The following is a 24,632-nucleotide window of genomic DNA, read 5'->3' on the forward strand; positions in this document are numbered from 1 at the left end:
CCGGATTCCGGCTTGATCTCTGTTCCCGTAAGCTGATACAAACGGCTCAGGTCGTTTGTATCAGGGTAGGGTGATCCTCAAAATGAGCAAAGTTGAACGTAATCGCTTTGGCGGCAAGGGTGGCTATTCCATCATCCGGGCAGAGCGGTTTGACAGTGACGGTAATCTCAAATCAGTCGCTTATGAAGTGGTTGGTCCGGATGGCGATTTCTTTGACAGCTTTTCTGACCTGGATCGAGCCATGCGATTGCTGAATTCGCTGGTGGGTGAGCCAGAGGAAGATGATGCTTCTTTCTATTGAGGTCGTTTGATCATTTTCTGCCATGTCTTTTGACTGAATGCGCCAGGGACATGGCGGTTGAATATCACCATAATCTGAAACTGTAGCCATTTAACAATAACAACAAAAAAACGGGTTCAGTCTTATGATTCCACGCACGGTCTATGAGCCAGAACATGAAATGTTTCGAGACAGTGTCCGGCGCTTTCTTGAAACAGAGGCGGTTCCTTTTCATGGCGAATGGGAAAAGGCCGGGCAGATTGATCGTGCATTGTGGAAAAAAGCCGGAGAACAGGGCTTCCTGTGCCCGACAGTACCGGAAGCCTTTGGTGGCGTCGGTGCGGATTTTCGTTATAACGCGATTGTTGATGAAGAAATTGCCCGCCTGGGGCTGACAGGTATTGGCTTCGGCCTGCACTCCGATATTGTTGCCCCTTATCTTATTCATCATGGTTCTGAATACCTCAAGAACAACTATCTGCCGGGCATGGTGAGTGGTGAGATTGTCTCCGCGATTGCCATGACAGAACCTGCTGCAGGTTCAGACCTGCAGGGCGTGAAAACAACAGCCATACCCGATGGTGATGACTACCTGATTAATGGCTCAAAGACGTTTATTACCAATGGGCAGCTGGCAGATATAGTCATTGTCGTTTGTAAGACGGATCCAGCAGAAGGAGCCAGTGGTACCAGTCTGTTTGTTGTAGATGCAGGCATAAAGGGTTTCAGCAAAGGCAAAAACCTGGAAAAAATCGGGATGAAAGCGCAGGACACCTCTGAACTGTTTTTCCAGGATGTCCGTGTCCCCAAAGAAAATCTGCTTGGTAATGTCGGGATGGGATTTGCCTATTTGATGCAGGAACTGCCCCAGGAGCGTCTTTCTGTTGGTATCAATGCGGTGGCTAATGCGGAAGCGGCGCTTGAATGGACGACGGCGTATGTCAGGGAGCGTGAAGCATTCGGCAAGCCGCTGGCAAAACTCCAGAATACCCGTTTTAAACTGGCGGAGCTGGCCACAGAAGTATCAGTTGCCAGAACGTTTCTGGATCGCTGTTTACAACTCCATATTGAGGGCAGGCTGGATGTGCCTACTGCCGCACAGGTCAAACTCTGGTGTACCGACATGCAATGTCGTGTGCTGGATGAGTGCCTGCAATTGTATGGTGGTTACGGTTATATGTGGGAATACCCCATTGCCCGGGCCTGGGCCGATGCGCGTGTCCAGCGTATTTATGCGGGTACTAATGAAATCATGAAAGAGATTATTGCCCGCTCACTGGTATAAGGGGTTTGACTCTGTTGAAATGAGAAACGTTTCAACGGTCAAAAACGGACATGCCATTTTTGACCGTTGACTGAAAAAAAACCTGAAGATAGTCTTCCACATTGCACTTCCGACTAACGCCAACAGAATGATAACAAGGGGCTGACAGTGGAAAGACCATGTATCCTGTACGCCAGGCAAGTGATGGCTTTTCACCTGCGCGCATCGCGATTGCATCGTGATCAGTGTGATTCTGTGTTTCCCTGTTCTGGTGGTTTTTCCCATCCCGTCTTATGTTGTTGGCGTGGTTTTCGAACCCCTGACTGATCCGTATCCCAACTTCCAGCCCATGACAGGATAACAGGTATGCAAGCTTTCAGACGTGAGTATATTGCGTTTAATGAGCGATACGGGATGTGGGGAGAAGAGGAGTCTCTGGATACCCTGTTCCGTCGTACAGTCGCGATACATCCGGAACGGATTGCGTTGGTCGACGGAGATGGGCAATCAGACAATGCATCGACAGTACGTTACAGTTACCGTCAGCTGGCGGATGCGGTGACACGAGTCAGTGCTGCTCTTTTTCAGGCAGGTGTACGACAGCACCGGGTCGTTCTCATTCAGATGGCTGGTGTCACTAATACCATCATTCTGAAGTTAGCCATAGCGCGACTGGGCGCCATTGCGTGCACAATTCCCGATGGGTTTTCCCGAACCGAATGGCGGCTGCTGTTAGCTGCCATCGGGCCAGATGTTGCAGCGTTGGCTCATGACGCATTCTGTTCAGGCAATCAACAGGGCAGGTTCGTTCCGGATTTGCCCGAGCACTGTGTGCAGTGCACCTTTTCTGCGGATATAGCTGAACAATCAGGCGTCACAAAACTTACGACAGAGAATGATCTTACAAAAGAGCAGTTGCTTCAGTTAGGGGAGTATTTGGGCGATACGCACGTTTCACCTGATGATTATTTTACCCTGCACCCCTGTGTGGTGACGTCAGAAGATCACAAAGATGCCCGACTGAAAATCGTTCCGGGCAGTCACAATCATTGGCAGGGTGTTGCATCGTTTATTGCAGGACGTGCAAACATCCAGAACGGTGATGTGCTGGTGTGTCCCAATATTTGTCAGGAGCCGATACTGACGGGGGTATTTCTTTTTAACTGGCTGTCCTCAGGAGCCCGGCTGATTATGACGGGGGCGCAGGATGCTGAAAGCTATATTGAGTGCCTGATCAGTGAGCGCGCCACTTTTTCTCTGGTAGTGCCGGATATCGCCAGTCAGTTTGAAGAAAAAAGTAGTCTGTTTATCAATGCGGATCTTGGTTGTCTCAGGTCTCTGGTTATTTTGCCGGAAGACTGTCAGGAGACAGGGGTTGAGTCGCTTGTGACAGGTCAGGGTGTTGTGCCGATTCCACTTCGATCTGCTCAGGGTTCACTCTCGGTAGTGGGTTGACCTCAGCAAAAAAGTCAGCGATTAGGTCGGTAGCACTTGGACGAGTTATTTTCTAGGTATAAAAAAACCGACGTTGAAAACGTCGGTTTTTGGTGTTGGTGGAGGCGGCGGGAATTGAACCCGCGTCCGCCGATACTCCGCCCTTGGCTCTACATGCTTAGATCCGCCTTTGATTTAATTCTGCAACGACCCAGCGGTCGGGGTGAAGCAGAACGAGCCTGTGCTGTTTTAGTCGATCAGTCCCCAGACCAGGCTTCACGACGAGTCTGTTTGCTTTGACGATCAGTAACCCAGTCAACAGACAAACCGGGAAGATCGAACGATTGCTGGTTTTAAGCAGCAAACTTGGGTTTATGCAGCGATGGCTGCGTCCCAAGAATCGTTGATTGGTTGCTTAGTGGCAACTAAAAGGTTTGTAGTGTTTTGATTAACGAGAACCACTACGTCCTCGACATGCACCTCGGGTTTCGTTACCGCCGTCGAATCCAAATCGCCCCCGGATCGAAACCTTGCTGGTATTCTACTCTAAAACTCAGGCATAAAGTCAATAACTATTAAGCTATTGATTTTGAATGCTTAATTCCCTTTGTGCATAACGCGCTGTTTCTCAATGTTCCACTCCCGCTCTTTGGTAGTGGCGCGCTTGTCGAATTCTTTCTTGCCACGGGCCAGTGCAATCTGGACCTTGACCAGGTGTTTCTTCCAGTACATCTTGGTGCAGATGCAGGTGTGTCCTTTCTGCTGGGTGGCGCTGAATAGCTGAGCCAGTTCCCGTCTGTGCAAGAGCAGCTTGCGGTCACGCAGGGGGTCGGCCACCACGTGGGTGGATGCCGTTTGCAACGGAACAATAGAGGCGCCGATCAGCCAGGCCTCGCCGTCTTTCAGGAGTACATAACTGTCAACCAGCTGCACCTTGCCCTGGCGGAGGCTTTTGACTTCCCAGCCGGACAGGGTAACGCCTGCCTCGAACGTCTCATCAATGTGATAGTCGTGACGGGCCTTTTTGTTGACTACGATGGTTGAGTCGCCGCTACCGGCTTTCTTGGGTTTCTTTGCCATGGCGGGGAATTATACGTGCAGAAACCATAAAAGCCATGATCCCGATGAACGAAATGTGTCAGAAAAATTGCTTTTATCGGTAAGGCGCAATGATTTAGTGGTTGTACCTTATAGGCAGGCCGTTAGAATGTGCCCTGAGTGTCCGGCGAAGTGTTTCCCTCATCTGCATGGCTCTGGCTGATAACGCGTCAGTAGTAGCTGCTGTAGACGGATCTGGTGCATTAACCCCGTATCAAGACGAGCCCGCAGCCGATGGTAATCCCGAAGGGTTGCGACAGGATTTTGCTGATCGGACGCTCACCACAACTCTCAGAGGGCATCAGCCCCGACTGTTCACAGGCAACGCAGTAACCGTCTGTTCGAGGATTTACATGGGCGATCAGAAAACAGCAGCACTCGGCACCTGGGCCAACCGATGGACTTTTATTCTGGCAGCGGCGGGTTCCGCCATCGGGCTTGGCAATATCTGGAAATTTCCGTTTATCACTGGCGAATACGGTGGCGGGGCATTTGTCCTGGTTTACCTGGTCTGTATCGCGCTGGTGGGCATTCCGATCATGATGGCGGAAACGGTGCTGGGGCGGCATGGGCGGCACAGCCCGATAGTCACCATGAAGGAGCTGGCCCGTGAATCCGATGCGGGTAAAGGCTGGTCGCTGGTTGGCTGGATGGGGGTTCTGGCCGGTTTCCTGATTCTGTCTTTTTATAGCGTGATTGCCGGCTGGGCGCTGGCGTTTACCTGGGATATGGGTAGCGGTGACCTGATGGGGCTCAGCGGTGAGCAGGTCGGCGCGCATTTTGATGCCCTGGTGGCTGATCCAACGCAATTGACGTTCTGGCATACCATTTTCATGGTGCTGACAGCGCTGGTGATTGCCCGTGGTATTCACAAAGGGTTGGAAAACAGTGTGCGGGTGATCATGCCGTTGTTGTTTGTCCTGCTGATTGTGTTGCTGGGTTACAGCATTGTTGAGACGGATCAGTTTGGTCGTGGCTTCTCTTTTCTGTTCTCTTTTGATTTCAGCAAGCTGACCTGGGAAGCAGTGCTTGCAGCGATGGGGCACGCATTCTTTACCCTGAGCCTGGGTATGGGCGCGATCATGGCTTATGGCGCTTATATGCCAAAGAGTGCTTCTATTGGCGGCACAGTTATCACTGTCGCGGTGCTGGATACGGTTGTGGCGCTGGTTGCAGGTCTTGCCATCTTCCCGATTGTTTTTGCGAATGGTATGGAGCCTGGTGCAGGTCCGGGGCTGCTGTTTGTTTCACTGCCGACAGCCTTTGGGCATATGCCGGGCGGTCAGGTGTTCGGTGTCCTGTTTTTCGTGTTAGTGAGTCTGGCGGCGCTGAGTTCCTCGATCTCCCTGATTGAGCCGGCCGTTGCATGGGCGACTGAACGTTTTTCCATGAGTCGTCTGGTGGCAACGTCATTGTTCAGTGCACTGGTGTGGCTGATTGGTATGGGTACCGTTTTCTCATTCAACCTGTGGTCCGGCGAAGAGTATCAGTTGTTTGGCATGACAGTATTTGAACTACTGGACTTTGTGACAGCCAATATCATGCTGCCGCTGGGTGGGCTGTTGATTGCCATCTTTGCCGGTTGGATCATGAAGCGCTCCGTGGTGTACAAGGAGTTGAACCTCTCGCTGGTCAGGTTTAACCTCTGGCGGGCGCTGTGCCGGGTGATTGCACCGGTCTGCGTGTTCATAATCTTTGTTGCAAACCTTTATAAGGCCTTTGCCTGAGGAACGCTGTCACGGATGAAAACGATTCAACGGTCTGCGCTGGTCATGCACTCTGCCAGCGCGATGTATGACCTGGTGAATGATGTGAAAGCCTATCCCCAATTTCTGCCCTGGTGTGTCGGGGCAGAAGTGCTGGGGCAGGGTGATGACTGGATGGAAGCCCGTGTGGATGTCAGCAAGGGCGGTGTCACCCAGAGTTTTGTGACCCGTAATAAGCTTGAGGTCGACCGGTTCATTGAGATGCGTCTGGTTGAAGGGCCATTTACTGCATTGTCCGGTGTCTGGCATTTCAAGCCACTTATGGAGAACGCCTGTAAAGTCGTGCTGGACCTGACGTTTGATATGGATAATGCGGTGTTGAAGTCTACCGTTGGCAAGGTGCTGGATCAGGCTGCGAATCTCATGGTTGATGCTTTCTGTAAGCGGGCGGATGAAGTGTATGGTTGAGAGCGCCAGTCAGACCACCACGGTCTCTGAGATCCATGTCGAAGTCGCCTATGCCCGACCTGACCGGCAGGCCATTATTCCTGTCACCGTTCCGGCGGGTACGACAGTCTATGATGCTGCACAGGCGTCAGGGATTGTGGGGCAGTTCCCGGAAATTGACCTGGAAACTGCCAAGATGGGCATTTTCGGTAAAGCCGTTGCCAAGCCTCGTGAGCAGGCGTTGCAAGGCGGCGACCGGGTGGAAATTTATCGCCCACTGATTGCTGATCCGAAAGAAGTCCGCAAGCGTCGTGCTGAAAAGGCGCGTTTGGCCAAACAGTCTGATTAGTATCAGATTTTTGTATGACATAAAAAGGGAGGCATAAAGCCTCCTTTTTTATAACCAGAAATATTTGCCTTCTGGTTTAAAGCCCATCTTCGGCCTGTTCCTTCATGAGGGTTTCTGCGGCACTCTGGGCATCACCTTGTGCATGATCGCTGGCATCCTGGTGGATCTCAGGACGGAAATCACCATTGAAACGGGTCAGTTTGTCATTGTCGAAGAAGAGGGACAGGGTTTGCTGAGTACGCTGTTTTCCGCCGGGCTGCAGGGTGTAGATATAGTCCCAGCGATCCTTGTCGAAGCTGTCGGGCAGGAGTGGGGTGCCCATGACATAGGCCACCTGGCTGCGGGTCATGCCAGGTTTGAGCTGGTTGATCATATCCTGCGTGATGATGTTGCCTTGCTGGATGTTGATCTTGTAGACCCCGGGAAAGCTGACCATCTTGAAATCGCTATCGTCAGAAAACCAGGAGCAACCGCCCATTAACGCTGCAGTTATAGTCAAGGCCGGTATTTTCAGGTACTTTTGCATCGTCCAGGGACTTCCACTATCTTCGACGGAAATGAGATAATGACAATTTATACATTTTCAGGGGTTAAATAAAGGATTACTCAGTTGGAAAATCAAGAGCTGCGTAAAGCCGGGCTGAAAGTGACCCTGCCACGCGTAAAAATTCTGCAGATTCTGGAAAGCGCAGAAGACCGCCACATGAGTGCTGAAGATGTATATAAAGCGCTGATCGAGGCGGATGACGATGTCGGTCTGGCAACGGTATACCGCGTACTGACCCAGTTTGAGTCAGCCGGTCTGGTGGTGCGCCATAACTTTGATGGCGGGCACTCTGTTTTTGAACTCTCCCGGGGCGAGCATCATGACCACATGGTCTGTATGGAAACCGGCAAAATCGTTGAGTTCACCAACCAGGAAATTGAGCGTATCCAGAAGGATATTGCCGAAAAGCATGGTTACGAGTTGGTGGACCATAACCTGGTGCTCTATGTCAGGCCCAAGAAGAACAAGTAGAGCCAGCGTAAAAGCTGTCGGGACTGCGGAGGTGGTCCCGATATATTAATGAGTTCTAATCGGGCGAACCTTGCCCTGTCCACCTTCCTGTGCCTCTGGGGGCGGTATGCTTACCGCGCAGTTCTCTTGTTTATGTTCCCGTTTGTCTTAATCTATCTTTAGCTGGTAGTACAGATGATCGCATGATGGGGCTATCATCAATAAAGGCGTTTTATTGCCTGATGGATGACTATCAATAAATAAATATCCGGTGAAAGCATGTCATCGATAAAGTCCGGGATACTGGCCGTCAGTATTGCATTGATTGCAACGGCAGCGCAGGGTGACTGGCGAAACTATGGCGCCATGGATGTGCTCCCCGATGTGATGATTGCCGGTAATATTGTGACACCGACATTGGCCATGTTTGTGGCGCAGGAGCAAGATGGGGGGCTGTCTCTGGTGATAACGCTCCCGTTAAGGCCTGGTGTCCAGGATACGGCGGAGCTGATTTTCACATTGCCGGGTCACAAGTCGTACAGCACAAGATTTCATGTCCTGCGTCGGACAGATACTCATATAGTGATGAAAACCGGTGACGTCGATTTGATTGCTGCGCTGTCGGGCCTGCAGGGTACGTTTGACTATGTTGATGTCAGCAATGAGGCGGCAGGACAGCATCGGTTCGACCTGACCGGTATAACCTCTGCGCTTTTGGGGCTTGCGACCGCCAGCCTCAAACAGGGAGCCGGTTCCTATCGCTAGTCTCGTCCATCACGGTTGTGTCGTTTTCAGGACGACCGGGTGTCTTAGTAGTCCTGAAAACGATACCTGTCACCCATTGCTTAACAAGGTTAAGCCGGAGAGCGCTGTTATTTCTCAGAAGTTTTTCTTACGTTCTTGATAGATTGTGTTCAATAACTTGAAAATTTCGTTGGCCTCTTCTTTCTTTTCAGGGTTTTTGTCAGGGTGATATTTCAGGGAAAGCTTGCGGAAGCATTTTGTCAATGCTGTTTCATCTGGGCAGGCGCTGAATGCCTGTTCGAAATCCTTTTCGTAGCTTTTAAGGTGTTCGGGAGTCGTTGGTTTTTCCGTGTCTGTATCTTCCGGAGGCTGTGTGTTGTGCGTGTTTGTGTCTTCATATGAGAAGTAGTCATGATCTGAAAAGCCAGTACCGCCATCATCAGTTTTGAAGCCAGTGTCTTTAGGGTTTGTTTTTGGATATGTATTGCCATTGGTGGCACGGTTTTCAGTAAAATCTTCCTCTTGCTTAAATTTATTCAGGATCTCAAGCAAGATCAGTAATGCAAGGAAGGATTGCGTTGATGCAGGGCTGTCAAAATTATCCGTGTAATTGTTTGTTTTGGGGGCAGCCTCTGCGCATGGACGTTTGAAGATGCATTGATGTCTGCAGTTTGAGAATTTGTAGGGGCTATCGAAATTAAAGTAGTATGGGTTTACATTGATGATCTGTGAGAATCCGATCTTCGCTGTATTCGTATCAACAGAAGAGGCATAAAACAGGGGGGTGTGATTGGTCTGGGTAAAGATCAATGTGGTCATGTGAAAACTCCTTGATATCAAAGTTTGATGTTGGTGCTATGGCGGTTGTTAATTGACTGTTACCGTATTGTGTCTATGTTCGAATTGCATTCACAATATTGGATATGTGCTTTTTTTAAAAGTTCAAACACAAAATTCGCATATTTAAAGCATGAGGTCTGATAACTTATTTTGTTAGGCGATTATGGAAGTTTTATATGTTTAGTTCTAAGTGATCCTGCATGTGTAGCAGTCTACTGCAGCTAGATTTCAGGCGGCTGGAGTAGCCAGTCTCGATTTTTCCGGGGCGCTTTCCAATCCATGCGGGTTGTCAATGACAAACAGGAGATTGTTTTTAACAGGTGTTTAAAGAAGTGCCCCTGTTGAAAGGGGCAGGCTGATAACACTGTAAAAAGTCCGGGTAAAAATATGCTTCATAGCTTACTACGAACCTTTTTGTTTTCGGATTGTAGAGTTCTGAGTTCCTGGTTTTATCAGGTTTTATTAAGCAGTTACCCTGACTGTAATAGAAGGTGATCTATCCGGGTGATCATGGTGAAGATTGGATGTGTGGGAATGGTCTTTATAGCTGGGCATGGGCGGTAAACTATTGAGGCGTTCATTGTAAAGATTAGATAGCGTCTGGAAAATAATAGTGGCTTCTGCCTGGTTGTCAGGGTTTTTGTCGGGATGGTGAATGAGCGACATTTTACGATAATAGGCAGTTGCTTCATCTCTGGATTTGCATTCGTTAAATCGGGTTCTGAAGTTGTTAATTATCTCATCCCTGATGTTGTTGTTTATTTTGTTGTATCGGTACTCAGATTTTGCCGGGACTATGACGCACTGGCGATCGCCTGTAATCGTGTTTGTGAATGTTGTATTAGTATGGGGCGGCATGTTTGTAATTGTTGTATTCGATACGGTGACGACTTGTCCGGTTTTCTTAGAATGAACTGTTTCAGTAGAGGAAGTGTTTATGTGGTTATAAATATTTTTACTAAAAGGTTTGTTTGTCTGGGTAAATAAATTATTAAGGTTAGGGTTAAAATTACGAATGCTCATCTTGTTATCTCCTTGTTCAATTGAACTATTGGGTTTCTGTTAGAGAACTTCCTGTTCTGGCGCTCGCTATGGAATGGGTGGTTGTTATAGGAACCCCTATCCAGATAAAACAACTGTTATCAAGCAGATGTCTTTTAATGAAGGTCTATCCAATATTCGCCTGCAGTCTAAGACATCTGCACTGAGCTTTGTTCCCATAGTTAAATGCTATGGTTCAGTAGCTGCTAATTTAGATGCGAAAATCATTGAAAAGTTCATTTTTTATGTCGTGGGGGTTGAAGGTGACCCCTGGGCTCTGCCAATCATTTCCCGCGCGTGAGCAATGGTTTGTTCCGTCATGGTGACGCCGCCTAGCATACGGGCGATTTCCCGGGTGCGATGTTCTTCCTGTAGATTGTTGATCTGAGTACGTGTTGTCGCTTTGCTGTGCTGCTTGGAAACATGCAGGTGCTGATGACCCTGTGAAGCAACCTGCGGCTGGTGTGTCACACAGAGTACCTGACCATGGCTGCCCAGTTCCCGTAACAGGCGACCCACGATTTCTGCTGTACCGCCACCGATACCGACATCCACTTCGTCAAACACCAGTGTAGGGATCTGGCAGCTTTTGGCGGTAATCACCTGTATTGCCAAACTGATACGTGACAGTTCACCACCTGACGCCACCTTGTGTAATGGTCTGGCAGGCATGCCGGGGTTGCTGGTAACAAGAAACTGGATGTCTTCATTGCCATGTGGGCGGAATTCACCATTGACCGTGGATAGCTCCACTTTGAATTCGCCGGCTGGCATGCCGAGATCCCGTATGTGCCGGATAACCGCTTTGGCCAGTTTCAATGCGCCTTTCTGGCGTTTAACGGATAACTTGTCCGTTGTCACTTTGTACTGTTTTTCCAGCAGTTCGAGTTCTTCCTGAAGCTGCTCAATCTGGTCATCGCTACTTTGTAGAGATGTCAGTTCTTCCTGTAGTTCCGTATACAGGTCGTGCAGTTCAGATGGCTGAATATGATGTTTTCGGGCCAGTGAATAGATGGTGGACAGGCGCTTTTCTATTTCCGGCAAGCGCTCGGGGTCATCGTCAAACCGATCCATGAAATGACGCAATTCATTACAGCATTCTTCAACCTGAATCTGCGCAGAGCAGATCAGTTCGATAGCGTCCTGTATGGGCTTGCTGTCCAGATTCAATTCAGCGAGCAGGTTCTGGCAGGCGCTGAGCTGGTGCACGATATTGCTGTTGTCATCTTCCACGCAGAGGGTCAGGACCTGATCGCAAGCCTGAATAGAGCTGGTGGCGTTGGCTAGTTGCTTCTGTTCTTGTTCCAGTTGTTCCAGTTCATCTTTGCCCAGGTTCAGTTGTTCCAGCTCTTCTACTTGATAGCTCAGAAGTTGAAGGCGGGCGCTTTGTTCTTCGCTGGCGTTTCTGAGTGTTTGAATCCGGGTATGGCAATGGTGCCATTGCCGCCAGATCTGGCTGACTGTTGTGGCCAGCTCGCTACTGCCTGCGTAACCATCCAGTAGTCGGCGATGAGTAGCCGGTTTCAGTAACGACTGGTGTTCATGCTGGCTATGGATATCCAGCAGCATTTCGCCGATTTGGCGCAAATCTGCCAGTGGGGAAGGGGTGCCATTGATGTAGCCACGGCTGCGTCCTTCACGGGTGATGGTGCGGCGCAGGATGCACTCTTCACCGGCATCCAGCTCGCGGGACTTCAGCCAGGCCTGCGCATCGGGGCACTGGGCAAGATCAAAGGTGGCGCGGATATCGGCACGTTCGCTGCCGGTGCGGACACTGTCAGGTTCTGCCCGGTCGCCAATGGCGAGTCCCAGGGCGTCAAGCATGATGGATTTGCCGGCGCCGGTTTCGCCGGTAATAACGGTCATGCCCTGGGCAAGGTCCAGGTCGAGCTGGTCAACGATGGCGTAGTTACTGATAGACAGATGAGTGAGCATCGCAGCGTGTCCGCAGGGTTATTCCTGAATATTTATACAGTATTTTTTGTGGGGCGCAAGCCGTGTACTCCATTTTTCCTGAGATTCGCTTTGTTAGTCTGAATAACGGGGTTGTTAGTGTTGGCCCGCAATTGTTTCTTCTTTTCAGCCTGTGCCTTGAATCGTCACAAAGTGCCCCCATATCGCGATGCATTACCAGATTTCACTGACACGTGCAGTCAACTAATTGAGTCGGAGATTCGAAATGGCGGAAGACGATATCAAAACTGAGCAAACCCCATCTGAAGCAGAGGAGCAGGTTCAGGCTCAGACCGCTGCAGACGATCAAAAGACTGGCCCGGTAGAAGGGGCTGAAGCCGTTGAAGAAGGCAAGGGCGAGGTTTCCCTGGGCGCACTGCAGGCTGAACTGGCCAAGGCACAGGAAGAGCTGGCCAAGGCGCAGGACCAGGTGCTGCGTATGCATGCTGATACCCAGAACGTGAAGCGTCGTGCGCAGCAGGATGTAGAAAATGCACACAAGTTTGGCCTGAAAAAGTTCGCAGAAGAACTTCTGCCGGTCGTTGATAGCCTGGAGCGTGGGCTGGAAAGCGCGGATGCCGCTGAAGGCAGTCACGAGGCGATGAAAGAAGGCATGGAGCTGACCTTGAAACTCTTCCTGGATACCCTGAAGAAATTCAGTGTTGAACAGGTTAATCCGGTCGGCGAACCCTTCAATCACGATCTGCATCAGGCCGTGAGCCAGGTTGAAAGCCCTGACCAGGAGCCGGGTTCCGTACTGAATGTGTTCCAGAAAGGCTACACCCTGAATGGCCGCCTGATTCGCCCCGCTATGGTGGTGGTCGCTAAGGCACCTGCGGCGGTTTAAACGACTGAAATGTCTGGGGATCTGTCTGTTTTATCGGTTGATCAAAGAGATTTGAAATTAAGCCTTGAAATGATGACAGACGGTTCCCATATAGCAAAGCAAGAGGCCAGTAACCGGGTGTAAGGTCAGTCTGACGCGTCCCGGGATGCGACGGTAAATTGATCGGTGAGACACGCTGAGACCGGGCTGGCATGGCAGCGTGCCATGGATTCACAGTATTTGTAATTAGATGATTCAGACCTTCGCGAAGGCGAAGTGATGAGAGAGGGTTTTCAATGAGCAATAACAGCAAAGGCAGAATAATCGGCATCGACCTGGGTACCACCAACTCCTGTGTGGCGGTGATGGACGGTGGTCAGGTCAAGGTTATCGAAAACGCTGAGGGCGCCCGTACCACGCCTTCTATCATCGCTTACACCAATGATGGCGAAACCCTGGTGGGTATGCCGGCCAAGCGTCAGGCAGTGACGAACCCGGATAACACCCTGTATGCGATCAAGCGTCTGATCGGTCGTCGTTTTGAAGACGCCGAAGTGCAGAAAGACATCGAAATGGTGCCTTACAAGATCATCAAGGCAGACAACGGTGACGCCTGGATCGAAGCCAAGGGCCAGAAAATGGCACCGCCCCAGATCTCTGCCGAGATCCTGAAGAAGATGAAGAAGACCGCAGAAGACTACCTGGGTGATAAGGTTACCGAGGCTGTCATCACCGTTCCGGCTTACTTCAACGACGCACAGCGTCAGGCGACCAAAGACGCTGGCCGTATTGCCGGTCTGGAAGTCAAGCGGATCATCAACGAGCCGACTGCGGCCGCACTGGCTTACGGTATCGACAAGAAAGCCGGTGACCAGACCATCGCTGTATACGACCTGGGTGGTGGTACTTTCGATATTTCCATCATCGAAATCGCTGACGTCGATGGCGAGCACCAGTTTGAAGTACTGTCCACCAACGGTGACACTTTCCTGGGCGGTGAAGATTTCGACATGCGCCTGATCAACTATCTGGCGGAAGAGTTCAAGAAAGAGCAGGGTATCGACCTGAAAGGCGACCCGCTGGCGATGCAGCGTCTGAAAGAAGCCGCTGAGAAGGCGAAGATTGAACTGTCTTCTGCCCAGCAGACTGACGTCAACCTGCCTTACGTTACTGCCGATGCTACCGGTCCCAAGCACCTGAATGTCAAAGTGACCCGTGCCAAGCTGGAATCCCTGGTAGAAGACCTGGTTGCACGCTCTCTGGAGCCTTGCCGTCAGGCGGTTAAGGATGCGGAGCTGGACCTGTCCAGCATTGACGAAGTTATCCTGGTCGGTGGTCAGACCCGTATGCCGATGGTTCAGCAGAAAGTGGCTGAGTTCTTCGGTAAGGAAGCCCGTAAGGACGTTAACCCTGACGAAGCCGTGGCCATGGGCGCCGCACTGCAGGGTGGCGTACTGTCCGGTGACCGTACCGACGTCCTGCTGCTGGACGTGACCCCGCTGACCCTGGGTATCGAAACCATGGGCGGTGTGATGACTCCGCTGATCGAGAAGAACACCACCATTCCGACCAAGAAGTCCCAGGTGTTCTCTACAGCAGAAGACAACCAGAGCGCGGTAACTATTCACGTTCTGCAGGGCGAGCGTAAGCGTTCCGGCGACAACAAGTCTCTGGGGCAGTTTAACCTGTCTGATATTCCTCCCTCGCCTCGTGGCATGCCGCAGATTGAAGTCTCCTTCGACCTGGATGCCAACGGTATCCTGAACGTGTCCGCGAAGGACAAGGCGACTGGTAAGGAGCAGTCCATCGTGATCAAGGCCTCTTCCGGTCTGAGCGATGAAGAAATCGAAAAAATGGTCAAGGATGCCGAGGCAAATGCCGAGGAAGACCGTAAGTTCGAAGAGCTGGCGCAGGTGCGTAACACTGCGGACGGTCTGATCCACGCCACCCGCAAGACTGTTCAGGAAGCCGGAGACAAGGCGACTGAAGAAGAGAAGACCGCCATTGAAAACGCTGCCAAGGAACTGGAAGAAGCGATCAAGGGCGACGACAAGGCGCTGATCGAAGAGAAAACCAACGCACTGAGTCAGGCATCTGCGTCTCTGGCACAGAAGATGTACGCCGAGCAGGCTGCCCAGGGCGAAGGCGCTGAGCAGGCTCAGGGCGACAGCAAGAAAGACGACGACGTTGTCGATGCTGAGTTTGAAGAAGTCAAGGACGAGAAAAAGTAAGTCCGCCTGCTGCATGCAGAGCGCCATCAGCAAGACCAGTCCGGTAACGGGCTGGTTTTGTGGCGAAATACCATACGGCAACGCGGGCTTTTGTCCCGCGTTGTTGTTTATTGAACAGCAGTCATGGCGGCGCAGGTCAGGCTGGATAAATTCTGAAGTACAGGCTCTGCGACGCGCAGCAGGCACCAGGTTGAGTGGTTATGTCCAAAAGAGATTACTATGAGGTGCTCGGGGTTTCCCGGGACGTCGGCGACAAAGAGATCAAGAAGGCGTATCGCCGCATGGCGATGAAGTTCCATCCGGATCGTAATACCGGCGATAAGGAAGCGGAAGAGAAGTTCAAGGAAGTGAACGAGGCTTTCGAGATCCTGTCTGATCCTCAAAAGCGTGCGGCTTATGACCAGTATGGCCATGCGGGCGTTGATCCCAATATGGGGGCAGGCGCCGGTGCCGGTGGCTTTGGTAATTTCAGTGATATCTTCGGTGATGTATTCGGGGATATCTTCGGTGGCGCAGGCGGCGGTGGACGTGGACGTTCCAGTGTGCAGCGCGGTGCTGATCTTCGTTATTCGCTGGATCTGGACCTGGAAGAAGCTGTTCGCGGTACCACCAAGAAAATCCGTATCCCTACCCTGGTGGAATGTAACACCTGTCACGGTTCCGGTGCGAAGAAAGGCAGCTCCCCGGTAACCTGTACCACCTGTGGTGGTCATGGTCAGGTCCGGATGCAGCAGGGTTTCTTCACCGTTCAGCAAACCTGCCCTGAGTGTCATGGTTCCGGCCAGGTGATCAAGGATCCCTGCACTGACTGTCACGGCGAAGGCCGTATCCGGGAATACAAGACGCTGTCTGTGAAAGTCCCGGCGGGTGTGGATACCGGCGACAGAATTCGTCTGTCTGGTGAAGGTGAAGCTGGCGTCAACGGTGGCCCGGCAGGTGACCTGTACGTTCAGATGGAAGTGCGTGAGCATCCGATTTTCCAGCGTGACGGCAAGCACCTCTACTGCGAAGTGCCGATATCCATCATTGATGCGGCCCTGGGTGGCGAGCTGGAAGTCCCGACGCTGGACGGCAAGGTTAAGCTGAAGATTCCACCGGAAACCCAGACCGGCAAGATGTTCCGTATGCGTGGCAAAGGCGTTCCACCGGTACGTGGTGGTAGCGTCGGCGATCTGATCTGCAAGGTGATGGTGGAAACACCGGTTAACCTGACCTCGCACCAGAAAGACTTGCTCCAGCAGCTGCAGAAGTCTTTTGAGGATGAAAGCAATAATCACTCGCCTCAGAAAAAGTCATTCTTCGAAGGCGTCAAAAAGTTCTTCGATAATATGACCTCTTGATCTATCAGTGATCTCACAAAAAAAGGCCGACAGATATGTCGGCCTTTTTTGTTCTGTGATGGGGCTGGCACCAGCGCGTTAGTAGGCTCAGGTATGTGATGGGGAATGCTCAAGTATTGGCAGGATTAAGCGAAGAAGTACTACAGGGTCTAACAGACAAAGTGTCTGCAATATGCCGAGCATGCCTGCCTTTTTCAACGATTTGTCGCCTGCCAAGCGGTTCTTGCTGCAAGCGTTTGTGTTATTTGTCTCTGTCTTTTTGCTGACGGTGGGTGTCAGCCGTTGGTTAAGCCTGAATGCAGGCCCACCGGCGCAGGATCAGCATCTCTCCAGTGTTTCCACGGACACGGTGTTTATGTGCTCAGCCAATCCAAATGCCGGCCAGTGGGCCAATCTACCGGTTAACCTGAACCAGCCACATTTTCTTGTGGATGGAGATGAAGGGATTTATGAAGTGAACCGTTTTGAGGGGCAGGCAATTAGTACAACGCAGCAGAATGCGGCAGCCCATCTCGTGGATCAGGTGCGAGATACTGTGGGTCAGCGCGGTTGGCACAATTTTGATCAGGCAATACGCGATGGCTTTTCCTGGTATCTTCCCGGGCATTATGCAAAGAAAGAGTATTTGTATGATGAACAGATAATGGATCCTGAACGCCCGGAAGTGCTTATTTACAGCGGTAAGCGTTTAATTGGTGCCATGTTTCTGGCCACCTGTGAATCCTGTGATATAGACCTTTCCGGTCCCCAGCCCGGCGGCGCCCTGACACAATGGCATTACCATATATTTAACTTTAATTTTTGCTTTCCCGATCATCTGCCAGAAAAGGAGTTCGGTCTTGCCTTGCCAGATAGTGATGGGGTGTGCCCGTCAGGCGTGCTGACCAACCGGACGCCAGAAATGATTCATGTCTGGCTGGAAGATCATCCGGACGGACGTTTTGCTTCAGATGATGGTTTTTCTTTGCCGCCCGTCGACCAGGCTTGTGCCGGTGAGGATACCGGCACCTATCCATGCAATATTTCTGTTCGAGATCAACCAGACCTCGTCCGCTGAATGGTTTGATTTAGCGGATATCCGACACGCTGACGGCGGTAAATGTCTTGGGTGGTGAAACCAGGAAGTCCTGGGCAGCAATCAGCATCAGCTCCCGGCTTTCGGCACGCCATGTGGTTTCAAACAGGGCGTAGATGGCACCGGCGATATGCTCCAAAGCGGAACGGACATTTCGGTGCTTGAGATAATGGGCCAGAAAGAGTGCAGTGGTGGCGTCACCAGAACCGTTGAGAGGAATCGGGAATACCAGTTTCGGTGTTTCGACCAGCCAGGCGCCTTCACTGCTGACCGCCATCATTTCAATCTTGGTCGGATCCGTGTTTTCCCGTTCAAGGCTGGTGACAAGAATAATATCAGCACCGGTTTCCCTCAGGGCGTGAGCGGCGGAAAGGGCGCTATCGAGATCTGTGACAGTCTGGCCCGTCAGTAATTCCAGTTCGAACTGGTTGGGGGTCAGAATGTCGGCGTGGGTAATGACATTATCCCGGAAGAACTCGGGAATCCCCTCACGAACAAAAACCCCCCGGCCATAATCGCCAATCACCGGGTCGCAGCAGTAGATCGCTTCAGGGTTGGCGGCTTTGACTTTCTCCACCGCTTCCAGAATGACATCGCCGATATCTGCCGATCCCATATAGCCAGACAGCACAGCGTTGCAGTTAGGTAGCACGCCACGTTCTTCAATGCCGGTGATGACATCACGAACGGTTTCCGCGGCAATCACAGGGCCACGCCAGGCGCCATGACCGGTGTGATTGGAAAACATCACGGTATGCACCGGCCAGACCTCAAGTCCCATACGCTGGAGCGGGAAAATCGCAGAGCTGTTGCCGGCATGGCCGTAGGCGACGTGGGACTGTATCGACAGAATATTCATGAATGAACTGCTTGTTACGGGTGTAAAACATCGCGCAGGCTCGGGTAATACGGTGCGCGGGGTTGCTGTTTGCACTGTAGCGGTTAGACTCCTTGCCTTTCAACTGCATAGATCAATAAGAGGCAGAGACATGACAAACGTTGCTGTAGTTGGTGCCGCCGGTCGTATGGGAAAAACACTGGTTGCCGCGCTGCATCAGACTGAGGGTGTCAAACTGACCGTTGCTATTGATCGTCCGGATAGTTCGCTGATCGGAGCGGATGCCGGTGAACTGGCCGGTATTGGAAAAGTGGGTGTAACTTTGGCGTCAGACTTATCTGCCCATGTGGCGGATTTTGATGTGGTCATTGATTTCACTGCGCCGGATTACACGTTGGAAAACGTTGCCCTGTGCCGTGGGCATGGCAAAGGGATTGTCATCGGTACGACCGGGTTAACCGATGCACAGAAGCAATCACTCAAGGAAGCGGCTGAAACCATCGCTGTGGTATTTGCGCCTAACATGGGTGTTGGTGTGAACCTGGTGTTCAAGCTGCTGGAAATGGCGGCGAAGGTGCTGGGGGATGATGTTGATATCGAAGTCATTGAAGCTCACCACCGTCATAAGGTGGATGCACCATCCGGTACCGCGTTGAGAATGGGTGAAGTGGTTGCAGAAACCCTGGGGCGGGATTTGAAAACCTGTGCCGTCTACGGTCGTGAAGGTCAGACCGGTGCCCGTGATCGCAATACCATAGGGTTTGCCACGGTTCGGGCGGGCGATATTGTGGGTGAGCACACAGTGATGTTTGCCGCTGAAGGCGAGCGAGTCGAAATTACTCACAAGGCCAGCAGTCGGATGACCTTCGCCCGTGGTGCCGTAAGGGCAGCCGCCTGGCTGGCAGATAAAAAACACGGTCTGTTTGATATGCAGGATGTGCTGGGTCTGCGTTAGTCGTCAGCTGCAGTATCAGTGATACTTACGGGCTGGTTAGTGTTTTGCTGAAATTGAGTAGGTATTTATAGCTATCAGGCCAAGCTTCTGGTAGGATGCTGAAAATTTGCGCCGGGTTGGATCAGGACGCCCGCCCCGGGGAAGAAAAAAACGCATTTTGGGCAGTGTTCATGAAAAAGCGAGATGGAACTTGGTTGCATCTCGCTTTTTTACGACCAGAATAACAGTGCAGCAAATAAGCAGTCAGTACGGGGAGGACGCCTTGAGCAGACCAGCCATTCTCGCCCTGGAGGACGGAAGTATTTTCCAGGGGGTTGCCATTGGCGCAGATGGTGAAACCAGTGGTGAGGTGGTATTCAATACCGCCATGACCGGATATCAGGAAATTCTTACCGACCCTTCTTACGCTCGACAAATCGTTACTCTTACCTATCCCCATATTGGCAATACCGGCACGACCCCTGAAGACGAAGAAGCGTCGCAGGTCTGGGCAGCCGGTTTGGTCATCCGGGACTTACCGCTGCTTGCCAGCAACTGGCGTAACCAGCAGCCACTTGATGAGTACCTGAAAGAACGCAATATCGTTGCCATCGCGGATATTGATACCCGTCGGCTGACCCGAATCCTTCGGGAAAAAGGTGCCCAGAACGGTTGTATCATTGCTGGTAATACGGCGACAGCCGAGCGGGCGCTTGAGCTGGCCGGCCAGTTCCCCGGTCTTAAAGGGATGGATCTGGCGAAGGAAGTAACCACCGATGCAAGCTATCCATGGATTCAGTCCGTCTGGCAGCTGGATACGGACAGCCATCCTGACCAATCCCATGCGGATTACCATGTGGTGGCTTATGACTTCGGAGTGAAGCGTAATATCCTGCGTATGCTGGCAGCTCGTGGCTGTCGGTTGACCGTGGTGCCTGCCGAAACATCCGCTGCCGACGTTCTGGCCATGAATCCGGATGGCGTCTTCCTCTCCAATGGCCCCGGGGATCCGGAACCCTGCGATTATGCGATTGAGGCCATTCAGGCCATTCTGAAAACGGATATTCCGGTATTCGGCATCTGCCTGGGGCATCAGTTGCTGGCGCTGGCCAGTGGTGCTGCAACAGAAAAAATGAAGTTCGGACATCACGGTGCGAACCATCCGGTGCAGGATTTGTCTACCGGAGTAGTGATGATCACCAGTCAGAACCATGGGTTTGCTGTGTCAGAAGAGAGTCTGCCGGGCCATCTCAAACCCACGCACAAATCCCTGTTCGATGGCTCGCTGCAGGGGATTGAGCGTACGGACCGGCCCGCCTTCAGCTTCCAGGGACATCCGGAGGCGAGCCCTGGCCCCAATGATGTAGCGCCACTGTTCGACCGCTTTGTCACCATGATGGCGGAACGACGATAAACCCGTTTTACCACGCGTTATCAGGTGGAGGCCGGTGACCCCGGCCTTTGGCAACCAGCAAGAATTCAGAAGAATACCATGCCCAAGCGTACAGACATCCAGAGCATACTGATCCTAGGCGCCGGCCCGATTGTGATTGGCCAGGCCTGTGAGTTCGACTATTCCGGTGCCCAGGCCTGCAAGGCGTTGAAGGAAGAGGGGTATCGGGTCATTCTCGTTAATTCCAACCCGGCCACCATTATGACCGACCCGGCGATGGCGGATGCGACTTACATTGAGCCTATCCGCTGGGAAACGGTTGAGAAAATCATTGAGAAAGAACGTCCGGATGTTCTGATCCCCACTATGGGTGGGCAGACGGCGCTGAACTGTGCCCTCGATCTTCATCATAAGGGTGTGCTAGAAAAGTATGGCGTCGAAATGATTGGCGCTGATGCTGCGACCATCGACAAGGCGGAAGACCGGGATCTGTTCGACAAGGCCATGAAGAATATCGGTCTGGAAACGCCACGGTCCGGTATTGCTCATTCCATGGATGAGGCGCTGCAGGTGGTCAGTAAGCTGGGCTTCCCCTGTATTATCCGTCCCTCGTTCACGATGGGCGGTGCCGGTGGCGGTATTGCGTATAACCGCGAAGAATTCGAAGAAATTTGTGAACGCGGTCTCGACCTTTCTCCAACCTCTGAACTGCTGATTGATGAATCACTGATCGGCTGGAAAGAGTATGAAATGGAAGTGGTACGGGATCGTAATGACAACTGCATCATCGTCTGTGCGATTGAGAATTTCGACCCTATGGGCGTACACACCGGTGACTCAATTACTGTCGCACCGGCGCAGACCCTGACGGATAAGGAATACCAGATCATGAGGAATGCTTCCCTGGCGGTATTACGTGAGATTGGTGTGGAAACCGGCGGTTCCAACGTTCAGTTCGGTATCAATCCGGAAGATGGCCGAATGGTGGTGATCGAAATGAACCCACGGGTTTCCCGTTCCTCCGCGCTGGCCTCCAAGGCGACCGGTTTTCCGATTGCCAAGGTCGCTGCGAAGCTGGCGATCGGTTATACGCTGGATGAATTGCAGAATGATATTACCGGTGGTGTGACGCCTGCCTCTTTTGAGCCGGCAATTGATTACGTTGTCACTAAAATCCCGCGGTTCGCCTTCGAGAAGTTCCCGCAGGCGGATGACCGGCTGACGACGCAGATGAAATCTGTCGGCGAGGTGATGGCGATTGGTCGGAATTTCCAGGAATCCGTGCAGAAAGCGCTGCGGGGGCTGGAAGTGGGTTCCGATGGCTTTGATCCACAGCTGAATATTGATGATGCTGATGCGCCTGAGCGTATCCGTGAAGGGCTGGTGACGCCGCGGGCCGAGCGTATCTGGTATGTGGCTGATGCGTTCAGGGCTGGGTTTTCTCTGGATGATGTCTTTGACCTGACAGCGATTGATCGCTGGTTCCTGGTGCAGATTGAAGATCTGGTTCGGGAGGAGCGGGCGCTGGCCGGAACATCGTTGAGCGCTCTGGATGCCGATCGGGTTTACCGTCTCAAGCGCAAAGGCTTCAGTGATGCTCGTCTGGCGACATTGCTGAATGTTAGCGAACGTGAATTCCGTGAATATCGACAGTCACAGAATATCCATCCGGTTTTCAAACGGGTGGACACTTGTGCTGCGGAGTTTGCCTCATCGACGGCCTACATGTATTCCTCCTATGACGAGGAGTGTGAGGCAGCGCCGTCCGAACGCCAGAAAATCATGGTCATTGGTGGTGGGCCAAACCGGATCGGGCAGGGGATCGAGTTTGACTACTGCTGCGTTCATGCAGCGTTGGCTATGCGGGAAGATGGCTATGAAACCATCATGGTCAACTGCAACCCCGAAACCGTTTCCACAGACTATGACACCTCAGATCGACTCTATTTCGAGCCGGTAACACTGGAAGATGTGTTGGCTATTGTTGATGTGGAAAAGCCGGCCGGTGTGATTGTCCAGTACGGTGGCCAGACGCCACTGAAGCTGGCTCGTGCACTGGAAGCCGCCGGTGTGTCGATTATCGGTACGTCTCCGGAAGCGATTGACCGGGCCGAAGATCGGGAGCGTTTCCAGCAGATGATCCAGAAGCTGGGTCTCAAGCAGCCACCGAATGCGACGGTTCGCAGTGTGGATGAAGCGATGCTCAAGGCTGAGGAAATCGGTTATCCGCTGGTGGTGCGTCCATCCTATGTACTGGGTGGTCGTGCCATGGAAATCGTCAATGCGAAAGAAGATCTGGCGCGGTATATGAATGAAGCGGTTCAGGTTTCTAACGAAAGCCCGGTGCTGCTGGACTATTTCCTGACCCACGCGGTCGAAGTGGACGTGGATGCGGTCTGTGATGGTGAGCAGGTCGTTATCGGTGCGATCATGCAGCATATCGAACAGGCCGGTATTCATTCCGGTGATTCCGCCTGCTCTTTGCCGTCGTACAGTTTGGGTGAATCGGTTCAGGATCAGATCCGTGAGCAGGTGCGCAGTATGGCGCTGGAGCTGGGGGTTGTGGGTCTGATGAACGTCCAGCTGGCCATTCAGGATGATGAGATTTATGTCATCGAAGTCAATCCGCGGGCGTCACGGACCGTGCCGTTTGTCTCCAAGTGTATCGGGCTGTCACTGGCCAAGGTGGCGGCGCGTGTCATGGCCGGGAAAACACTGAAAGAGCTTGGCTTTGAGAAAGAGATTATTCCTGATACCTGGTACGTGAAAGAAGCCGTCTTCCCGTTTAACAAGTTCCCGAGTGTGGATCCCATTCTTGGGCCGGAAATGAAATCCACTGGTGAAGTCATGGGTGTTGGTGAGTCGTTCCCGGAAGCGTATGCGAAAGCACAGCTGGCGGTGAAGATGGCTTTGCCGAGTGGCGGCCGGGCGATTCTCAGTGTTCGCGAGCGGGATAAGCCTTTGGCGCCTGCGGTTGCACGCGTACTGCTGGCGGCAGGATTTGATTTGCTGGCCACCCGTGGAACGGCGGCAGTCCTTAAAGAGGAAGGCATTCCTGTGACCGTGGTGAACAAGGTCAAGGAAGGACGTCCTCATCTTGTAGACATGATCGTGAATGGCGAAATCTCCCTAGTGGTTAATACTACAGAGGGTCGCCAGGCGATAGCCGATTCTTATACAATTCGGCGATCCGCACTCACACACAAGGTCCTCTATACCACCACGATGGCGGGTGCCGAGGCGATAGCCCAGGCCATCTGCTTTGGGCCGGAAAAAAGTGTCAGACGTCTACAGGATTTACATAAGGGTATTGCTGGATGAAGCGTTTTCCCATGACCGTGGAGAGTGAACAGGCTCTCCGCGAGGAATTGCACCGCCGTAAAACAGGGGATCGGGCCCGTATCGCGGAGGCGATCGCTGAAGCCCGTGAACTGGGTGACTTGAAAGAGAATGCTGAATACCACGCTGCCCGGGAGCAGCAGAGCTTTAACGAAGGCCGCGTTCAGGAACTGGAAGGTAAGCTGTCTAACGCGCAGGTGATTGATATCACCACCATCGAAAATACCGGCAAGGTCATTTTTGGTGTGACGGTTTCGCTGATCAATACCAGCACGAATGAAGAGGCTGTGTACAAGATCGTTGGCGAAGACGAAGCGGACATCAAGGAAGGCAAGATTTCTGTGTCGTCTCCCATTGCCCGCGCGCTGATTGGTAAGGAAGAAGGCGATGTTGCCGTCGTCCAGACGCCTAAAGGCAGTGTGGAATATGAAATTGATGAAGTGAAACATATCTGATCACTTCGCTGTAAAAAGCTGCCGTTCAGGCAGCTTTTTTTTATCCGG

At 52.1% G+C, this 24,632-nt stretch carries 22 protein-coding genes and 1 other RNA gene; 16 read left to right on the forward strand and 7 right to left on the reverse strand.

The window, feature by feature from the left end:
• Positions 1–82 precede the first annotated feature (82 nt).
• The 3 genes from AC27K1_RS13520 (at position 83) to AC27K1_RS13530 (ending at position 2,999) form a co-directional block, all read left to right on the forward strand.
• Positions 83–301 (forward strand): hypothetical protein, encoded by a 219-nt coding sequence (locus tag AC27K1_RS13520; RefSeq protein ID WP_487151261.1) that lies wholly within the window; start codon positions 83–85, stop codon positions 299–301.
• Between the two features lie 124 nt (positions 302–425).
• Positions 426–1,565, forward strand: a complete 1,140-nt coding sequence (locus AC27K1_RS13525) for an acyl-CoA dehydrogenase family protein (RefSeq protein WP_487151262.1) — start codon at positions 426–428, stop codon at positions 1,563–1,565.
• A 345-nt stretch (positions 1,566–1,910) separates the two neighbouring features.
• Positions 1,911–2,999, forward strand: a complete 1,089-nt coding sequence (locus AC27K1_RS13530) for an AMP-binding protein (protein WP_487151263.1) — start codon at positions 1,911–1,913, stop codon at positions 2,997–2,999.
• 96 nt (positions 3,000–3,095) lie between these two features.
• Here the strand turns inward: AC27K1_RS13530 and ssrA are convergent.
• Both ssrA and smpB read right to left on the reverse strand, forming a co-directional pair.
• Positions 3,096–3,497: a transfer-messenger RNA gene (gene ssrA, locus AC27K1_RS13535) on the reverse strand.
• A gap of 78 nt (positions 3,498–3,575) precedes the next feature.
• The gene (gene smpB / locus AC27K1_RS13540; protein ID WP_487151264.1) at positions 3,576–4,058 is read right to left on the reverse strand and encodes an SsrA-binding protein SmpB; all 483 of its coding nucleotides are present in this window, start codon (positions 4,056–4,058) and stop codon (positions 3,576–3,578) included.
• 371 nt (positions 4,059–4,429) lie between these two features.
• On the opposite strand from smpB, the gene AC27K1_RS13545 reads away from it, so the two are divergent.
• The 3 genes from AC27K1_RS13545 to AC27K1_RS13555 are packed head-to-tail and all read left to right on the forward strand — an operon-like array spanning position 4,430 to position 6,578.
• Positions 4,430–5,803 (forward strand): sodium-dependent transporter, encoded by a 1,374-nt coding sequence (locus AC27K1_RS13545; protein WP_487151266.1) that lies wholly within the window; start codon positions 4,430–4,432, stop codon positions 5,801–5,803.
• 15 nt (positions 5,804–5,818) lie between these two features.
• A complete protein-coding gene (locus tag AC27K1_RS13550) occupies positions 5,819–6,250 on the forward strand; it encodes a type II toxin-antitoxin system RatA family toxin (protein WP_487151268.1) in 432 nt (143 codons plus the stop codon).
• A complete protein-coding gene (locus tag AC27K1_RS13555; RefSeq protein ID WP_487151270.1) occupies positions 6,243–6,578 on the forward strand; it encodes an RnfH family protein in 336 nt (111 codons plus the stop codon). Before AC27K1_RS13550 ends, AC27K1_RS13555 begins: the two co-directional genes overlap by 8 nt.
• Positions 6,579–6,654: 76 nt before the next feature.
• On the opposite strand, the gene AC27K1_RS13560 is transcribed toward AC27K1_RS13555, so the two are convergent.
• On the reverse strand, positions 6,655–7,104 hold the full coding sequence (locus AC27K1_RS13560) for an outer membrane protein assembly factor BamE (RefSeq protein WP_487151271.1): 450 nt from the start codon (positions 7,102–7,104) through the stop codon (positions 6,655–6,657).
• Positions 7,105–7,188: 84 nt separating this feature from the next.
• On the opposite strand from AC27K1_RS13560, the gene fur reads away from it, so the two are divergent.
• Positions 7,189–7,596, forward strand: a complete 408-nt coding sequence (gene fur, locus AC27K1_RS13565) for a ferric iron uptake transcriptional regulator (RefSeq protein ID WP_487151273.1) — start codon at positions 7,189–7,191, stop codon at positions 7,594–7,596.
• Positions 7,597–7,854: 258 nt separating this feature from the next.
• Positions 7,855–8,340, forward strand: a complete 486-nt coding sequence (locus AC27K1_RS13570; RefSeq protein ID WP_487151275.1) for a hypothetical protein — start codon at positions 7,855–7,857, stop codon at positions 8,338–8,340.
• Positions 8,341–8,454: 114 nt separating this feature from the next.
• On the opposite strand, the gene AC27K1_RS13575 is transcribed toward AC27K1_RS13570, so the two are convergent.
• The 3 genes from AC27K1_RS13575 to recN form a co-directional block, all read right to left on the reverse strand.
• The gene (locus tag AC27K1_RS13575; protein ID WP_487151276.1) at positions 8,455–9,138 is read right to left on the reverse strand and encodes a J domain-containing protein; all 684 of its coding nucleotides are present in this window, start codon (positions 9,136–9,138) and stop codon (positions 8,455–8,457) included.
• A gap of 483 nt (positions 9,139–9,621) precedes the next feature.
• On the reverse strand, positions 9,622–10,182 hold the full coding sequence (locus AC27K1_RS13580; protein WP_487151278.1) for a J domain-containing protein: 561 nt from the start codon (positions 10,180–10,182) through the stop codon (positions 9,622–9,624).
• A gap of 261 nt (positions 10,183–10,443) precedes the next feature.
• Complete coding sequence (gene recN / locus AC27K1_RS13585) at positions 10,444–12,135, reverse strand: DNA repair protein RecN (RefSeq protein WP_487151279.1); 1,692 nt, start codon at positions 12,133–12,135, stop codon at positions 10,444–10,446.
• Between the two features lie 244 nt (positions 12,136–12,379).
• Between recN and grpE the strand changes: the two genes are divergently transcribed.
• The 4 genes from grpE (at position 12,380) to AC27K1_RS13605 (ending at position 17,607) form a co-directional block, all read left to right on the forward strand.
• Positions 12,380–13,000 (forward strand): nucleotide exchange factor GrpE, encoded by a 621-nt coding sequence (gene grpE / locus AC27K1_RS13590; protein WP_487151280.1) that lies wholly within the window; start codon positions 12,380–12,382, stop codon positions 12,998–13,000.
• Positions 13,001–13,275: 275 nt separating this feature from the next.
• Complete coding sequence (gene dnaK, locus AC27K1_RS13595; RefSeq protein WP_487151281.1) at positions 13,276–15,210, forward strand: molecular chaperone DnaK; 1,935 nt, start codon at positions 13,276–13,278, stop codon at positions 15,208–15,210.
• Positions 15,211–15,410: 200 nt separating this feature from the next.
• Positions 15,411–16,550 carry a molecular chaperone DnaJ gene (gene dnaJ, locus AC27K1_RS13600; RefSeq protein ID WP_487151282.1) on the forward strand — a complete coding sequence of 380 codons (1,140 nt, stop codon included), beginning with the start codon at positions 15,411–15,413 and terminating at the stop codon, positions 16,548–16,550.
• A gap of 172 nt (positions 16,551–16,722) precedes the next feature.
• The gene (locus AC27K1_RS13605) at positions 16,723–17,607 is read left to right on the forward strand and encodes a hypothetical protein (RefSeq protein WP_487151283.1); all 885 of its coding nucleotides are present in this window, start codon (positions 16,723–16,725) and stop codon (positions 17,605–17,607) included.
• 10 nt (positions 17,608–17,617) lie between these two features.
• On the opposite strand, the gene pdxY is transcribed toward AC27K1_RS13605, so the two are convergent.
• Positions 17,618–18,484, reverse strand: a complete 867-nt coding sequence (gene pdxY / locus AC27K1_RS13610; RefSeq protein ID WP_487151285.1) for a pyridoxal kinase PdxY — start codon at positions 18,482–18,484, stop codon at positions 17,618–17,620.
• Between the two features lie 130 nt (positions 18,485–18,614).
• Between pdxY and dapB the strand changes: the two genes are divergently transcribed.
• The 4 genes from dapB (at position 18,615) to greA (ending at position 24,584) form a co-directional block, all read left to right on the forward strand.
• Positions 18,615–19,418, forward strand: a complete 804-nt coding sequence (dapB, locus tag AC27K1_RS13615; protein ID WP_487151286.1) for a 4-hydroxy-tetrahydrodipicolinate reductase — start codon at positions 18,615–18,617, stop codon at positions 19,416–19,418.
• Between the two features lie 262 nt (positions 19,419–19,680).
• Positions 19,681–20,811: a glutamine-hydrolyzing carbamoyl-phosphate synthase small subunit gene (gene carA, locus AC27K1_RS13620; protein WP_487151288.1), complete on the forward strand. Its 1,131-nt coding sequence runs from the start codon at positions 19,681–19,683 to the stop codon at positions 20,809–20,811.
• A gap of 78 nt (positions 20,812–20,889) precedes the next feature.
• Complete coding sequence (carB, locus tag AC27K1_RS13625; protein WP_487151289.1) at positions 20,890–24,111, forward strand: carbamoyl-phosphate synthase large subunit; 3,222 nt, start codon at positions 20,890–20,892, stop codon at positions 24,109–24,111.
• Positions 24,108–24,584 (forward strand): transcription elongation factor GreA, encoded by a 477-nt coding sequence (greA, locus tag AC27K1_RS13630; RefSeq protein ID WP_487151291.1) that lies wholly within the window; start codon positions 24,108–24,110, stop codon positions 24,582–24,584. Before carB ends, greA begins: the two co-directional genes overlap by 4 nt.
• The last annotated feature ends 48 nt before the right edge of the window (positions 24,585–24,632 follow it).

Source organism: Kistimonas ophiarachnellae (assembly GCF_057552235.1).